This is a genomic window from Paraburkholderia fungorum (assembly GCF_046026025.1).
GTDB classification, from domain to species: domain Bacteria; phylum Pseudomonadota; class Gammaproteobacteria; order Burkholderiales; family Burkholderiaceae; genus Paraburkholderia; species Paraburkholderia fungorum_E.
The window spans coordinates 1-12828 of record NZ_JAQQFL010000041.1; the positions used below are offsets into that span (position 1 = coordinate 1).

A 12828-nucleotide genomic window follows, 5' to 3' on the forward strand; every position below is an offset into this window, starting at 1 on the left:
GGCGGGGGCGGGCGGGGGCGGGGGCGGGGGCCCCCCCCCCCCCCCCCCCCCCCCCCCCCCCCCCCCGCGCCAGTCATGACGCGCCGGCCATCCCCACCTGCGCGTCACACAAACTACGCGCATAGGCGCTCGCCCCCACGGGGCGGCTGTAAAAATACCCCTGCTGCTTGTCGCACGCGATCCCGCGCAAAAACGCCGCCTGTTCGGCAGTCTCCACACCTTCAGCAGTGACATTCATGCCGAGCGAATGGGCCATCGCCACCACCGCCTGCGTGATCGCGATCGAATCGCGATGATCCGGCAAGCCGGCGACGAAGGATCGATCGATCTTCAGGTTATGCAGTGGAAAGCGCTTCAAATACGACAGCGATGAATAACCCGTGCCGAAATCGTCGACGGAAATCCGCACGCCCATCGCGCTCAATGCGGTGAGCATCGGCAAGACGGCGTCGCTGTCGCTCATCAACAGCCGCTCGGTAATCTCCAGTTCCAGCGCGCCCGGCTCGAGTCCGGACTGCTCGAGACAGCGCTCGATCCGCTCCACCAGGCCGCCTTTGAACTGACGCGGCGACAGGTTCACCGCGACGATCAGATCCGGCGCCAGCGTGCGCCGCCAGAGCGCGACCTGCTCGCAGGCGCGCGCCAGCACCCAGGCGCCGATCTCGACGATCAGGCCGGCGTCTTCGGCCACGGGAATGAATTCCACCGGCGAGACATTTCCCAGATCGCTGTTGTACCAGCGCAGCAGCGCTTCGGCGCCGATCGTGCGGCCGCACTGGCTGTCGACGATCGGCTGATACACGAGACTCAGTTCGTCGGTGGCGAGCGCGCGCCGCAATGCCTGCTCGATCATGAAGCGGCGTTGCAGACGCTGATTCAGTTCGGCCGTGAAGAACTGGAAATTGTTCCGGCCGCATTGTTTCGCGTGGTACATCGCCGAGTCGGCGTTGCGCATCAGCGTGGGGACGTCCTGGCCGTCTTCGGGAAACAGACTGATGCCGATCGACGCGCCCATGTAGTACTCGTTGTCCGCCACCGCGAACGGCACCGCGATCGTGTCGAGAATGCGCTGGGCGAGCGCGATCAGATGCCCGGTGTTTTCGTATGCGCTGACCACGATCACGAACTCGTCGCCGCCCACCCGCGCGAGCGTGTCGCCCAGCGCAACACACGTCGACAGCCGCTCCGCCACGCTGCACAGAAGCGCGTCTCCAGCCTCGTGACCCGCGGTGTCGTTGACCTTCTTGAACCCGTCCAGATCGACGAACAGCACCGCCACCCGCGCCAGCTCGCTCATCCCGGCCACCCCGGCCGGTGCGAACAGATCGCGCATCCGCTCGGCCAGATAGGCGCGGTTGTAGAGCCCGGTAAGCGGGTCGCGGGTGGCCAGAAACTTGAGCTGCCGTTGCGCCTCGCGCACCGGCCCGATGTCGGTAAACGAAATCAGCACCGAACCGGGTTCGCTGTCGCCCGGTCTGATGATCGGCACGACATTCTCAGTAATCCAGACGACATCGCCGTCGATCAGTTCCAGGCCGATCGTGACGCCAAGCAGGGGTTTGCCGTTTGCCAGCACCCGGGTGGTCGGGCGATCGGCCTCGGTGACGAGGGAGCCGTCCTCGTGATACGCACGCACCATCACCGACAGAATGTCGTGGCCGACCAGTTCGGCGCTCGCCCGCAGAATGCGCTGCGCACTTGGATTGCAGGCCAGCACCACGCCGTCGCGCGACTGCACGATGATGCCCTCGTTCAGATGATCCACCACCAGCCGGTGATGCTCCTCGCTGCGCGCGAGGCGTTGCGCGATGGCGTCCTGATGCACGGCAAGACCGACGCTGTGGCTGATGTCATAGAGTATCGCCGCCTCTTCGGCGCTCGGTCGGCGCGGCGTACGGTGATAGACCGCGAACGCGCCCAGCACCGTGCCGGAATCGTTTTCAAACGGCACCGACCAGCACGCACGCAAGCCGAGCGGCAATGCGAGGTGCCGGAAGTCGGCCCACAGCGGATCGGTTTCGATATTCTCGACGGTCACCATGCGCCGCTCGAACATCGCGGTGCCGCACGACCCGACCCCTGGGCCGATCGCGACGCCGTCGATCGCGGCACTGAAATGCGCCGGCAGCGATGGCGCGCCGCCCACGCGCGCGCGTACGCCGTCCGCGTCCAGTAACAGGATCGAACAGGCCGCGCCTTCGCCGAGCAGCGCTTCCGCGCGGCGGCATACTTCATCGAGCAATTCCGGCAGCGGGGTGTTGCGGGTAATCAGCCGCAACACCGTACGCTCCGAAGCCAGCACCCCCTCGGCCCGATCCGGCCCATAGCGGGTGCTCTCAGGCGTTGCTCCCATCGTGTAATCTGATGTCGCTTCGCGTGTCATTTGTGCGCCCCCTAACCCCACATCGGCAGGTTAGTGTACGCGGCGCACCGGGGTTTACGCGAGGCCGGCGCACTTTAATCGCGACGCATAGCGCGAAATACATGTCCCGGCCGGTTACCTCGTCAGCCAATGAAACAACAGCACCATTAACACGGTGACTCCAACGATCGAGGTCGCAGTCAGCACGAGCCCTGCCAGATGTGCGGACAACGCCATGCGGGCGTCGAGCGGTGCGGGTGGCGCGAGTAGTACGGCTGAAGCGCGGGCCGCAGGAGCGGATGTCAAACCGCTTTCAACGGCCCTGCTGTTAGGCGTGCTGTTGTTAGACGTTCCGCAGTTGAGCGTGCCGCAACTGGATGCACTGCACCCGCTCACTTCAGACTCGCCACGCCGGGCCGCGCGAGATGCAGCACCTCGTAGACCGTGCGGCCCGCGGCAGCGACGGGCGCCGCCGACGATAGCGTGAGACGGATCAGCTTCCAGTTGGCGACATCGAGCGCGCCGACCACCGCCACCGTATCGTCCTGCTCCGCGATGCGACGATTCTCCTCGGTCAACGCGGCGCGCAACTCTGCGCGGTTGTCGTGCTCGCCGATCGGCTGTTCGTCGCGATACAAGGTGAGCGCCCGCTGCGCCGGCCCTTTGCGGGCATCGAGCGGTAACCAGGTTTCGACGTCGGGACGGCCGAAGTCGTCGATCACGTTCTGAAAGCGCGACCCCATGAAAAAGTCGGCGGTTTGCTCGACATCGAGCCACAAGTACACCGCGGAATACACGTTTGCCGTGGCGCCATAGCGGCCCTTTTCACGGACGACGAATGCCTTGAAACCCAGGCCCTCGGTCTCATCCCATAACGGGCCGCGCCGCGTCGCGCGCTCGCGGATGATCCCCATGTCATAGGCGGAGGGCAGACGGTGCGAATACTGTTTGGCAAGCATGGCGAACTCCTCTTGGTTTCGACTGATGGTGAGCTTGCGCCCGCACGATCATTACAGCAAGATATGGTGATTTATATCTGCGATAAAGTTTCAATATGCCAACCCTCTCCCGTCCTCTCGATCTGGATGCGATCCAGGCTTTCGTGCTGGTGGCGGATCTCGGCAGCTTCACGCGCGCCGCCGAAGTCATGGACACCTCACAAGCCGCGATGAGCCTCAAGCTCAAACGGCTCGAAGAGCGTCTGGGTTACCGCTTGCTGGAACGCACGCCGCGGGTGGTGAGGCTCTCGCCGCGCGGCGATGTGTTCATCGGCGCCGCGCGCAACTTGCTGCTCGCCCACGAGCGAGCCCTGGCGGGGAGCGCCGCCGAGACGCCGGAACGCCGGCTCAAGCTGGGCATCAGCGACCACGTGGCAGGGCCCAATCTGCCGGCCTTGCTGGGACGGCTCGCGACTTATGATCCGTTGCTCGTCATCGAGGTGCGCATTGCCGCGTCACGCGACGTGCTGGCCTGGTTCGAGCGGGGTGAAGTAGACGCGGCAATCGGCCGTCGCGAGGACGACCGCCACGATGGGCAACTGCTGGCCGAGGAGCGGCTTGGCTGGTTCGCGGCGCCTGGCTGGCAGCAGCGCGAGGGGCAGCCGCTGAGGCTGGCGACCCTCGCCGCGCCGTGCGGGATCCGCGCGATTGCCACGGACGCGCTCGATGCGGCCGGGATTGCGTGGACCGAGGTGTTTGTCGGCGGCGGCGTGATGGCGGTCGGCGCGGCCGTCAGTGCGGGGCTCGCCGTGGCCGCGCTGGCGCAGCGCGTGGCGCCGGCAGGCGCGGTCGAGGTCGGCGAGCAACTCGGCTTGCCGCTGCTGCCGACCTCGAAGGTGGTACTGCATACGCGGCTGAGCGACCCGCGCTCACAGGAAACCCTGCGAGCCGTCAGTTCAGCGTTTCTGAGCGCGGCGTACTGAAGAAAACCGACGCTCGCCGCATCGCCCGCGTGAGAACGGCGATGACGCGGCAGCGAGCGTGTCAGACGGGCCCCCTCACGCTTCGCGGCGCTGCGGAACCCGAAGCAGGCTCAGGCGCGAGTCGCGGCGTCTAGTCCAGGGTGCCTGTGCCGCTACCGCGATCAGCCGCGCTGATCCGGTTGCCGGTTACCTCCGCCTCCTCCGTCTTTTCCGCCTCCCGAGGGCCTGTCACCGCCGCCTTGCGGGCGGCCTCCGCCATTGCCAGCCGGTGGCTGACCTCCCGATGGGCGTCCACCGGCGTTCCCTGGTTGACCTCCCGGTGGTCGTCCACCCGTGTTGCCCGGTAGCGGACCTCCTGGCGGTCGCCCACCCGCATTGCCCGGCGGCGGACCTCCCGGTGGGCGTCCACCCGCATTGCCCGGTTGCTGACCTCCCGGTGGTCGTCCACCCCCATTCCCCGGTGGCGGACCTCCTGGTGGGCGTCCACCCGCATTACCCGGTGGCTGCCCTCCCGGTGGGCGTCCACCCGCATTACCCGGTGGCGGACCTCCTGGCGGTCGCCCACCCGCGCTACCCGGCGGCGGACCTCCCGGTGGCCGTCCACCCGCGTTACCCGGCGGCGGACCGCCTGGTGGCCGTCCACCCCCATTCCCCGGCGGACGCCCTCCCGGTGGCCGTCCAGCGCCGGGTCTCGGCGGCGGCGGGGGCGGATGATGCGCCCAGCGCGATTGCTGGCCGTACCACGGCCGGCCCCGATAATAATTGCCCCAGTAAGTGCCGATCGAGAATGTCACGATCGGCAACCCGATCACCGTGCCGTAGCTCATCACCGGCACATTGCTGCCCTGATAGGGATAGCTGAGCCGCCCCGCATAGACCCAACCGCGCAGATTCGGAGCAGCGACGTCGCACCATTGGTAATTGCTGATGCAACCCATCACGCTAACCGGAACGCCGCCAGGCAACTGCGTGACGACCGGGTAATCCGATGCAGGTCCGGCACGTACGTTGACCGTGCTGTTCGTGTAAGCCTGCGATTGCGCAGAAGCCACTGCGGGTACAGCCAGCAAGCCGGCTGCAGCGTAAATGCATCGAGCGACGTGTCGTTTCATTCTCCCTCCCCTTTGCTGCCCGCGTTTGTGCGCTTGTTTGCGTACTTATGTGCGGACCGCGTATCAGCCTGAATCCTTGCCTGCATCTTTGCCTGCACCGAAATCCACACCCGCATCCGGCCGTGTTGGCGCACAAGCCATCTGCTAACGAACGGACGCACGTTGCATGCCTGAAAGCGTTCGTCAATGCATGCCCAGCTTACCGGCCTGCTCCCGGGCCGCTCGCGCCAGGCAAGATTTGGTAATCACCCACCCGAACTCACGCTGTTCTCGGGCGTCCGCGTTCCGTCGACTCGACCGATCATCCATTGCATGAAAAACCCATGCACTGCCGGGACCACGATGAAAATTTTCCGCCCCATCCTTCTTGTCGCCGCACTGATGCTCGCGCATCTGCCCGCTCACGCCACCAGCTTCGACTGTCACCGGGGACGCTCGCTCACTGAACGGATGATCTGCAACGACCCCGCACTCTCAAAGCTCGATGACGCGCTGGGACAACTGTACTGGAGCGCGCGGCGGCGAGTCATCAACCGTCGGGCCTTTCTTACCGATAGCGATAGTAAATGGGCGTGGCGGGAAGCGAATTGCCGCGACGCGGCATGTCTGGGGACGTGGTACAGGACGCGGATCGACGAACTGCAACGGCTGATCGAAAGCATGCAGACGGAAACGCCAGATGGGCCGTCCGTCCCGAACACGCCGCGTAAGGCCGTAACGCCCGCGCTACAACAAATCGAAACGGCGATGCTTCAATGCACCGCCGCCAACCCGGGGATCGTTGTGAACGACCAGTGCTCCACGGTGATCAAGCAGACCAACAGTCAGTGGAACTATAAGCCGCACGGTGGCGACTGGTTCTGTGGCCTCGCCATGCTCGCACCGGCGGAAGCAGGCTCGGCACGGTGAGAATGGCGTTTTTGTGTTTGCCCGTGGTGCTGGACTTTACTTTTCATTCTTTGCCACCGCAGGCAAACAGACTTCAGCGATGCCGAGATGATGCCCTATCTGCCGCTCCAGAATTTCCGCTGCACCGCCATCACCTCCGCCTCCACTTCTACCACCGGGCCAATCACCTCGACGGGCTTCTGGCAGTGGTCGAACACATAGCGGCAATCCACGCTCATGGTCGGATTCTCGGCGTGATCGCCGGTCGCCTCCAGCAAGCGCTTCTCGGTCATGCCGAACACGACGCGGCCGATGTTGGCCCAATACATCGTGCCGGCACACATGCAGCAAGGTTCGACCGATGTGTACAACGTGCAACTCCACAAGTACTCAGGTGTGAAGTTCAATGCCGCCACGCGAGCCAGCACCGACTCGGCGTGATTCACCGTGTCGACATTACCCTGCTCCATCAGCACGGTCTCCTGATCCGGGCCGATCAGCACCGCGCCGAACGGGTGGTGCCCCAGCAGCGTCGCCCGCTCGGCCACCCGGCTCGAGTGCCGCAAATGCCGCACGATCTGCTCGTGAGTCGGCGTGAGGCCCTGCGGCGGATAGGCCGCCGCCTTGTCTGCAGCGCCGCTATCGGTATCGGTCGGGACGGTAAGACTCACGGGCGATCTCCTTTAATAATAGTTAGTCAACCAGATCAATTCTTTACTTCGGCAGCGAACCGTCCACGCCTTGCACGAACCAGTTCAAACGCAGCAGCTCCGCATCGCTCAACGACTTGCCCGCGGCGATCTTGACCGCGCCGGACTGGTCCGTGATCGGACCGGCAAATGGATTGAACTTGCCCGAGATGATGTCGTCACGCTTCTGGCTCAGCGCCTTTTGCGCCGCCGGCGACACCGCGTCCGTGTTGATGTTGGCCAGATCGATCGCCTTCTCTTTCAGCCCCCACCACACCGGCGAATTGTTCCACGTGCCCGCCATCACCTGCTGCACGAGATGGGTGTAATACACGCCCCAGTTGCTCACGCATGCGCCCAACTGGGCATTCGGTCCGAACTTCTTCATATCGGAGTCCCAACCGAATGCATGGACTTTCTTCTGTTCGGCCGTCTGCATCGTCGCCGTCGAATCGGTGTTCTGGATCAGCACGTCGGCGCCCTGGCCGATCAGCGTCTCGGCGGCCTGCTTCTCGCGGCCCGGGTCGAACCAGCTATTGATCCACACGACTTTCACGCGTGCATTCGGGTTGACCGAACGCGCGCCCATCGTAAAAGCGTTGATGTTGCGCACCACTTCCGGCACCGGTACCGAGCCGACAAAGCCGAGCGTGTTGGACTTCGTCGTATAACCGGCGACCAGCCCGGCCAGGTAGGCGCTCTGATACGTCCGCACGTCATAGGTGGCGAAGTTGGCGGCCTTCTTGTAGCCGGTCGCATGCTCGAATACGGCGTCCGGGAAGTCCTTGGCGACCTTCAGTTCGAAATCCTGAAAGCCGAAGCTCGAGCCGACCACGATCTTGTTGCCCTTGGACGCCAGATCGCGAAACACACGCTCGGAATCCGCCGATTCCGGCACATTCTCGACCCGCGTCACCTTGATCTTGTCGCCGAATTTCGCCTCGACCTCTTTCACGCCCTGCTCGTGCGCATAGGTCCAGCCGGCGTCGCCCGGATTGCCGAGGTAGACGAAGGCGATGCCAAGCGGCTGTGCGCTCGCGGCAGCCGCTGTCCCGGCGCTGAGTGCGAGGCACGCGCCGAGCGCTGCGGCGAGAACGGTCCCGACGGTTTTGATGCGCAATGAGTGATGCAGCACTCGCGTCAGCTTTGCTTTCATGAATTCTCCGAAGATGGTTTCCAGGTGCCTGCCACCGCGCGGGCGTGTCCCGCGCAAGGCTTCAGCATAAGGGGCCATATTCGAAGGCCAATTTCAGCGCAAAAAATATTTCTCGTTATCCCGCTCATAACGGAATCCATATTCTGGTGGCCAAAAACCATGTTCGAGCCTTCGAACGAGTGCATCGGCCAGGTGGTACGGCAAGCGCTCGGTGCAAGCGCAATGACCTTATCAAGCAGGCACACAGCGCTCTTAACGGCCGGACGCCGACGGCACCGTCACCGCCCTCACGCCGAATTCCGCTGCCACTCAATGAACCTGTGACGGCGGGTCCGCCGGTTCGTCGTCTGGCGCATCGTCCTCACCGAACAAGTCCGCGCATAAGCCCTGGCCGATCTCGCTCAGGCGCGCCGTCCCGGTGCCTTCCTCATTGAAGGTGGTGTCCACGAGACCGCCGTCGACGAGCGCCGTCAACTGCCGCCGCAACGCACTCATCGGCACGTCGGCCTGCTTGGAAAGCTTGGCGAGCGACCACGCGCCGCCAGGCGTCTCCCGATACGCGCGCCACAACTGCGCCAGGATGGCGACCAGCACCGGATCGAGTTCGTCGTCTTCCATCGTGAATGTCTCCTCGTTTTTCTCAAACACGGTCAACCCGCGCCAGGTTCTACGCGGCCCTACGTGGCCCTTTCAGGCCATCTGCGCCACCAGTTCACCCAGCGTCTTCACTGCCGCCTCGGTCTGCGCCGTCCACGGATAGCTGTAGTTGAGCCGGATGAAATGGCGAAAATCGTCGCGCATCGAAAACATCATGCCCGGCCCGATCGTGATGCTGCGTGCGAGCGCCGCCTGATAGAGCCGCATCGAATCGACCCGTTCGGGCAATTCCACCCACAGCACGTAGCCGCCCTGCGGGTTCGACATGCGCGTGCCTGCCGGAAAAAACCGCTGCACCATCGCCATCATGATGCTCGCCTGCTGCCGGTAAGCCTTGCGCACCTGCCGCAGATGCCGGTCGTAACCGTCCTGCCGAAGGTAATCGGCGACGGCGACTTGCGGCACCGAAGGCGTAGTCAGCGTGTTGAGAAACTTCAGCTTCTCGACTTGCGCGCGATAGCGCCCCGGCATGGCCCAGCCGATCCGGTACGACGCCGTCAGGCTCTTCGAAAACGACGCGCAATGCAGCACCAGCCCCTTCGTATCAAAGTTCTTCAAGGGCGACGGCCGCGCCTCGCCGAAGTACAACTCCTGATAGACATCGTTCTCGATGGCCGGAATCTCGTGCGCGGCGAGCAGTTCGACCAGTTGCTGCTTGCGCGCGTCCGGCATCTGGAAACCAAGCGGATTCTGGAAGTTCGGCATCACCATGCACGCAGCGATCTTCTGCCGCGCGATGACCTGCGCCAGCGCCTCGATATCGATGCCGTGGACCGGATGCGTCGCCACTTCGATTGCCCGCATGCCCAGACGCTCGATGGCGTGCAGCATCGCGTAGTAAGTCGGCGACTCGACGGCGACCGTATCGCCGGGCTTGGCGACCGCCTGCAAGCTGAGGTTGATCGCCTCCGTCGCACCGAGCGTGATGACGATTTCGTCCGGATCGACCGGCACGCCGTTCTCGGCATAGCGGCGCGCGATCTGGCGGATCAGCTGGGGATTGCCGGGCGGCAAATCGTCGATCAGATTCCAGCTCGCCTGGCGCCGGGCGATCGCATTCGCGTACTGGTTGATGCGCCGCCATGGGAACAGCGACGGGTCGGGGTACGGCGAGCCGAGCGGCACGGCGTCGTGCGCGCGGATGCTGCGCAGGGTCGACAACACGAGGCGGCTCACGTCGACCGCGGCCGCCACCGGCGGCGTATGGACGGCCGGCGGACGGCTCAGGCGCGGCTCGTCGAGCGCGGCCGCCACCGGCGGCGTATGGACGGCCGGCGGACGGCTCAGGCGCGGCTCGTCGAGCGCGGCCGCCATCGCCACCGCGTCGCGCACGAAATAGCCCGACTGCGGCCGGGTCTCGACAAGCCCCCGGCTTTCCAGCAACGCGTACGCGTGCAATACGGTCTTGATGCTGACGCCGTGCTGCTGGCTCGCCTGCCGCACCGACGGGATCCGTTCGCCCGCCGCGAAGACGCCGCGGCGCACGGCTTCGGTCATTTCATCGGCGAGTTTTTCGTACAGTTTCAAGGACCTGGCTCAAACAAACGTGTCAGTGGGAACGTCAGTCTATGACAAATATCAAGCAACTGTATCTCTCCGCTTTCCGATTTTCTGTATGCTGCGCTGCTTTTGGAACACAGTAGGCTTCCATGCATCGGCATAAAAGCCTCGTCCACGCCCTATCTGGCGGCAAGATCATGAAGAAACCCGAAGCTCGCATCGAACCGTACACGCACCCCGCCGCTGGCTGGGGCGCGCTCAAATACGTCGCCCTCAACCTCCTCAAGGAAAAGGTGACGGGCGGCGACTATCGCATGCTGTTCAAGCAGAACCAGCCGGACGGCTTCGACTGCCCCGGTTGCGCGTGGCCGGATCGCGAGCACGCGTCGACCTTCGAGTTCTGCGAAAACGGCGTCAAGGCCGTGGCCGCCGAGGCGACCAGCAAACGCGTGACACCGGCGTTCTTCGAAGAACACACGGTTGAAGCACTGATGGCGCAGTCGGATTTCGAGCTCGAACAACACGGCCGCCTGACCGACCCGCTCGTCTACGACGCCATGCGCGACCGTTACGTGCCGATCGGCTGGGACCAGGCGTTCGACCTGATCGCCGACCACCTGAAACGCCTCGACCATCCCGACAGCGCTGCCTTCTATACGTCAGGCCGTGCCAGCAACGAAGCCGCCTTCCTGTACCAGTTGTTCGTGCGTATGTATGGCACCAACAACTTTCCCGATTGCTCGAACATGTGCCACGAAGCGACCAGCCGCGGCTTGCCGCACACGGTCGGCATCGGCAAGGGCACCGTTACGCTCGACGACTTCGAACACGCCGATACGCTGCTGATCTTCGGCCAGAACCCCGCGACCAACCATCCCCGCATGCTTGGCGAGTTGCGTGAGTGCGCCAGGCGCGGCGCGACCATTGTGTCGATCAATCCGCTGAAGGAACGTGGACTCGAGCGCTTCGCCAGCCCGCAACATCCGGTCGAGATGATCACAATGGGCAGCACGAAGATCAGCTCCGTATTCATCCGGCCAAAGGTGGGCGGCGATTTCGCATTGATCAAGGGTGTCGCGAAACGCGTGATCGAGCTCGACGACGAAGCGCTGGCCTCAGGCCTCGACCGTGTGCTCGACGTCGCGTTCATTGCCGAACACACGGTCGGCTTCGATGCATTCGCCGACGATCTGCGTGCCGAAAGCTGGGACACCATCGTCGCCGAAGCGGGCGTGCCGTTTGAAGACGTGCTGAAGCTCGCCGATATCTACGTGAAAGGCCGCGCGGTCATTTCGACGTGGGGCATGGGTCTCACCCAGCACAAGAACTCCGTGCCGACGGTGCAGATCCTGTCGAACCTGATGATGATGCGCGGCAATATCGGCCGCCGCGGCGCCGGCCTGTGCCCGGTGCGCGGACACTCGAATGTGCAGGGCGACCGCACGGTCGGCATCGAGGAAAGGCCGACTCAAGAGTTTCTCGACCGGCTCGGCGAAGTCTACGATTTCGAGCCGCCGCGCGAGCATGGCCTCGACGTCGTCAACACGATCCAGGCGATGCTCGACGGCAAGGTGAAGGTGTTCATCGGCCTCGGCGGCAACTTTTCGATCGCGACGCCGGACACGCCGCGCACATGGGAAGCCATGCGCTCGTGCGAGCTGACCGTGCATATCACGACCAAGCTGAACCGCAGCCACCTCATACACGGACGCGACGCGCTGATTCTGCCGACGCTCGGGCGCACCGAAATCGATCTGCAGAATGGCGTGGCGCAAGGCGTGAGCGTCGAGGATTCGATGAGCATGGTGCACATCTCGTACGGCATGAACAAGCCGGCTTCGGAGAATCTGTTGTCGGAGATTGCCATCGTCGCCCGCATGGCGCACGCCACGCTCGGCAGCGGCAAAGTCGACTGGCTCGCTCAGGCGGCCGACTATGCGTTGATTCGCGACGGCATCGCGCAGGTCATCGACGGCTTCCATGACTACAACGAACGCCTGAAGCACCCGGGCGGTTTTCACCTGGGCGTGGCGTCGCGCGAACGGATCTGGAAAACACCGAGCGGCAAGGCGCAATTCCTGGTGCACGCAATCGATGTCGACACGCCGATTCACCAGGCGCGTGCAGCGCATGGCGAGCGTCTGATGACCTTGATGACGACGCGCTCACACGACCAGTACAACACCACGATCTACGGTCTCGACGACCGCTATCGCGGCGTGTACGGGCAGCGGCGCGTGCTGTTCGCCAACAGGGACGATCTCGCGATGCTGGGTTTCGTCGCCGGCCAGCGCGTGGATATCACGAGCGTGTGGGCCGATGGAATCGAGCGTCACGTGGCCGGGTTCCTGCTGGTGGAGTACGACATTCCGCGTGGGTGCCTCGGCGCTTACTATCCGGAGACGAATCCGCTGGTGCCGCTCTCCTCGGTCGCCGATGGCGCGGGCACGCCGACATCGAAGTCGATTCCGGTGCTGTTGACGGCGTCGGCGGTGATCGATGCGGTTGCTGCCTGACGCGATGCCGGCTTGCGGCCGGCAGAC

The 12828-nt window shown here is 64.3% G+C and carries 11 protein-coding genes and 1 pseudogene; 3 read left to right on the plus strand and 9 right to left on the minus strand.

What is annotated here, in order from left to right:
* Positions 1 to 73: 73 nt before the first annotated feature.
* The 3 genes from PQR67_RS32620 to PQR67_RS32630 form a co-directional block, all read right to left on the minus strand.
* A complete protein-coding gene (locus tag PQR67_RS32620; protein ID WP_408466928.1) occupies positions 74 to 2383 on the minus strand; it encodes a putative bifunctional diguanylate cyclase/phosphodiesterase in 2310 nt (769 codons plus the stop codon).
* A 114-nt stretch (positions 2384 to 2497) separates the two neighbouring features.
* A complete protein-coding gene (locus PQR67_RS32625; RefSeq protein WP_408466929.1) occupies positions 2498 to 2668 on the minus strand; it encodes a hypothetical protein in 171 nt (56 codons plus the stop codon).
* Between the two features lie 86 nt (positions 2669 to 2754).
* A complete protein-coding gene (locus PQR67_RS32630; RefSeq protein ID WP_408466930.1) occupies positions 2755 to 3321 on the minus strand; it encodes a DUF4865 family protein in 567 nt (188 codons plus the stop codon).
* Positions 3322 to 3416: 95 nt separating this feature from the next.
* Between PQR67_RS32630 and PQR67_RS32635 the strand changes: the two genes are divergently transcribed.
* Complete coding sequence (locus tag PQR67_RS32635; protein WP_408466931.1) at positions 3417 to 4283, plus strand: LysR family transcriptional regulator; 867 nt, start codon at positions 3417 to 3419, stop codon at positions 4281 to 4283.
* A 130-nt stretch (positions 4284 to 4413) separates the two neighbouring features.
* Here the strand turns inward: PQR67_RS32635 and PQR67_RS32640 are convergent, their stop codons facing one another.
* Both PQR67_RS32640 and PQR67_RS32645 read right to left on the minus strand, forming a co-directional pair.
* Positions 4414 to 4926: a hypothetical protein gene (locus tag PQR67_RS32640; protein WP_408466996.1), complete on the minus strand. Its 513-nt coding sequence runs from the start codon at positions 4924 to 4926 to the stop codon at positions 4414 to 4416.
* A 226-nt stretch (positions 4927 to 5152) separates the two neighbouring features.
* Positions 5153 to 5395: pseudogene (locus PQR67_RS32645) on the minus strand (SH3 domain-containing protein); the annotation flags it as partial.
* Positions 5396 to 5737: 342 nt separating this feature from the next.
* Between PQR67_RS32645 and PQR67_RS32650 the strand changes: the two are divergent.
* Positions 5738 to 6304: a lysozyme inhibitor LprI family protein gene (locus tag PQR67_RS32650; RefSeq protein ID WP_408466932.1), complete on the plus strand. Its 567-nt coding sequence runs from the start codon at positions 5738 to 5740 to the stop codon at positions 6302 to 6304.
* A gap of 95 nt (positions 6305 to 6399) precedes the next feature.
* Here PQR67_RS32650 and PQR67_RS32655 read toward each other — a convergent pair whose 3' ends face one another.
* The 4 genes from PQR67_RS32655 to PQR67_RS32670 form a co-directional block, all read right to left on the minus strand.
* Entirely contained in the window at positions 6400 to 6954 is a 555-nt protein-coding gene (locus tag PQR67_RS32655; RefSeq protein ID WP_408466933.1) for a nucleoside deaminase, read from the minus strand.
* Positions 6955 to 6997: 43 nt separating this feature from the next.
* Positions 6998 to 8128: a BMP family ABC transporter substrate-binding protein gene (locus tag PQR67_RS32660; protein WP_408466934.1), complete on the minus strand. Its 1131-nt coding sequence runs from the start codon at positions 8126 to 8128 to the stop codon at positions 6998 to 7000.
* 309 nt (positions 8129 to 8437) lie between these two features.
* Positions 8438 to 8746, minus strand: a complete 309-nt coding sequence (locus tag PQR67_RS32665) for a winged helix-turn-helix domain-containing protein (protein ID WP_408466935.1) — start codon at positions 8744 to 8746, stop codon at positions 8438 to 8440.
* Between the two features lie 72 nt (positions 8747 to 8818).
* Positions 8819 to 10312, minus strand: coding sequence for an aminotransferase-like domain-containing protein (locus PQR67_RS32670; RefSeq protein WP_408466936.1), 1494 nt, complete (start codon positions 10310 to 10312; stop codon positions 8819 to 8821).
* A gap of 170 nt (positions 10313 to 10482) precedes the next feature.
* On the opposite strand from PQR67_RS32670, the gene PQR67_RS32675 reads away from it, so the two are divergent.
* Positions 10483 to 12801: an FdhF/YdeP family oxidoreductase gene (locus tag PQR67_RS32675; protein WP_408466937.1), complete on the plus strand. Its 2319-nt coding sequence runs from the start codon at positions 10483 to 10485 to the stop codon at positions 12799 to 12801.
* The last annotated feature ends 27 nt before the right edge of the window (positions 12802 to 12828 follow it).